General features: G+C 30.8%; 5 protein-coding genes. 4 read left to right on the plus strand and 1 reads right to left on the minus strand.

What is annotated here, in order from left to right:
- Positions 1-172, minus strand: a 172-nt coding sequence (locus KTHG_RS15375) for a transposase (RefSeq protein ID WP_139994894.1), incomplete at its 3' end; no start/stop codon positions are given.
- A 106-nt stretch (positions 173-278) separates the two neighbouring features.
- Here KTHG_RS15375 and KTHG_RS15380 point away from each other — a divergent pair.
- The 4 genes from KTHG_RS15380 to KTHG_RS15390 all read left to right on the plus strand — a co-directional run bounded on the left by KTHG_RS15380 (position 279) and on the right by KTHG_RS15390 (position 2,343).
- Positions 279-1,013, plus strand: a complete 735-nt coding sequence (locus KTHG_RS15380) for a TerC family protein (protein WP_139994840.1) — start codon at positions 279-281, stop codon at positions 1,011-1,013.
- Positions 1,014-1,197: 184 nt separating this feature from the next.
- Positions 1,198-1,356 (plus strand): hypothetical protein, encoded by a 159-nt coding sequence (locus tag KTHG_RS21460; RefSeq protein ID WP_186439660.1) that lies wholly within the window; start codon positions 1,198-1,200, stop codon positions 1,354-1,356.
- A 205-nt stretch (positions 1,357-1,561) separates the two neighbouring features.
- The gene (locus KTHG_RS22215; protein WP_370362785.1) at positions 1,562-1,711 is read left to right on the plus strand and encodes an SH3 domain-containing protein; all 150 of its coding nucleotides are present in this window, start codon (positions 1,562-1,564) and stop codon (positions 1,709-1,711) included.
- A gap of 86 nt (positions 1,712-1,797) precedes the next feature.
- The gene (locus tag KTHG_RS15390; protein ID WP_139994842.1) at positions 1,798-2,343 is read left to right on the plus strand and encodes an SH3 domain-containing protein; all 546 of its coding nucleotides are present in this window, start codon (positions 1,798-1,800) and stop codon (positions 2,341-2,343) included.
- The last annotated feature ends 198 nt before the right edge of the window (positions 2,344-2,541 follow it).

Genomic DNA, 2,541 nt, shown 5'->3' on the forward strand with positions numbered 1-2,541 from the left:
AATCTTTAGCAGCAAATGAACCAGTAGCTTGATGATTCTTAATCCACTTATCTAATCCCGAAGGGGTTAAATCATACTCACGAACGATATCAGCACGTGACTTTCCATTTTCATAAAGCTTCACCATTTGCAGTTTAAATTCAGGTGTAAATGTTCGACGTTGACGTGGCATAGTCGCACGCTCCTTTTTATTGTTTGTCTTAGTTTACAAGCCCTCATTTATTCTGTCTAACTTAGTGTAGCCTATCCAAACATATGCCCATTTCTTTGATTTAGAGATGTGGTTGGAATTATTTACAAATCCGGTATCTTGGGGGTTAATTTTAACGCTTATATTAATGGAAGGGCTATTATCGGCTGATAATGCTATAGCTTTGGCAGTACAAGTAAAACATTTGCCTGAAAAACAGCGAAAAAAAGCTCTTATGTATGGATTATGGGGTGCATATATCTTTAGATTTTTAGCAATTGGAGTTGGTACAATATTAGTTAAATTTTGGTGGATCAAAGTAATTGGAGCTGCATACCTATTATTTTTAGCTATAAAATTCTTCGTCCAATATTTCGAAATGAAAAAAAATGAAGCGTTAGTTGAAGAAGGGCAAGAGGTAGAAGAAATTAAAAAAATTAGTTTCTTAGAGCGTTATGTAGGCGTATTTTGGGCTACTGTAATTTCTGTTGAATTACTAGATATTGCTTTCTCTATTGATAGTGTCTTAGCAACCTTCGGAGTATCAGAACAAATTAGAATTCTATTGTTAGGGGGGATGATTGGCATTTTAATGATGCGAGGAGTGGTCCAATTATTTACTAAGTTAATGGAGAAAGTACCGGAATTAGAGCATACAGCTTATATTATTGTAGGTTTTATTGGTGTAAAGATGCTATTATCCGTTATTCATATTGAAATAACACATTTATGGTTCTTCGCTTTCATTGTTGTATCAATTGTTACTACGTTATTTATTAACCGTTTTAAAAACAAAAAAATACAGCAAAACTCTAATTTGTAAAAAAATTACTTTGTAATATAATTAAATTATGAGTTAGGGTAACTCATATGGGATATACCCTCCAAAGTTATATCTTATTTAAAAGGACACATGCTGCGTGTCCTTTTTTTTAGAAAAATTATTAAATACACGATGATAGTTAATATGGTATAGTTTAATAAATAGAGAAAAAGGAGTGTTTTATATGTTTAAAAAGGTATTAATTATGCTCATGGCATCATTTTTAGTTTATGCTATAGGTAGTGCATTTGGTACTTCAAGTATTGCGGCACAAAAAATAGTCCAACGACAAATTACGATGTATTTATTAAGGGTGATGCAATTCCGTATTATGATAAGGTAAACGGAAAAAAAATTGGTATGATTTCTTATCGTATTGGCGAGAGTTCTAATGATTTATTAATGGTAAAGGTAGAAAATGATTACTATTCTAAGGTTAAATTTAAAAAACTGAGAATGGTAAAAGAAAATATGTAGGTTATGTTAAAAATAAAGATATTTCTGCTATTTTTAATTCATTAGATAATCTAGTTGTTAGAGTTTCTACAATTAATCTTAGAACTAAAGCAAGCACAAAAGGAAAAGTAGTAACGCAAATTAAAAGAGGAACCCAATTAGACATTATCTCAGTTAATCGTTCTGAAACATGGGCAAAAGTAAAATATTATAAAAACGGGAAAAATATGTTGGATATGTAAGTACAAAATATACGATTTATTTATAAATCTAACAAAGACGCGTGAATACGTGTCTTTTTTTAAATAGAAAATTAAGGAGTGATGAAATGAAAAAAATAATTTCCGCATTAATCTTTCTGCTATTAATTAGTAGCATTACGAACTTAGAAGCGATTGCTGCTCCAAAGAACAGTCCCACAAAAGATTATAAAGTTTTTCTAGACCGTACTAAAAACAGTATTCCATATTACAGTAATCCAGGGGGTAAAAAGAAAGGTGAGATTCCGGATGTATTTGCTGTAGGATATGGGTTTAGAAATGCAATTGTAGTTAAAAAAGTCGTTAGCGATTATTATACTAAAGCGGAGTTCTACGATAATCCATATGCACCTGCAAAAATTGGATACATTAAAAATAGCGATTTAAATGCTAATGAACTTTATTTTGAATATGCAATTGTACGTGTAAACACCCTTAATTTACGAAGCCAGCCAACAACTAAAAGTAAAGTATTAGCAAAGATAAAGAGAGGTACTCAAGTGAAAGTTTCACAAAAATGGTCTGCGAAAAAAGGATATTATAAAGCAACCTACTATAAAAAAGGGAAAAAATATGTAGGATATTTGGACCCGAAATATCTTTTCAAAGATTGATTTTTAATAAATAATTTCAAGCGACACTTAGAAAAAAATAAAACGCTCGGTATACTATATATATAATTCCATAAACTTCATATTTTTAATTGTTACTCAACAATTTTAAGACCTTTTTGGCCTACGACGTCGAATAATTATCGCGATGTGGCTTGATTGGTCTTTTTTTGCGTGAAGGGAATTAATAATCTATTAGGA

This window comes from Kurthia sp. Dielmo, assembly GCF_000307285.2.
Lineage (GTDB): Bacteria > Bacillota > Bacilli > Bacillales_A > Planococcaceae > Kurthia > Kurthia populi.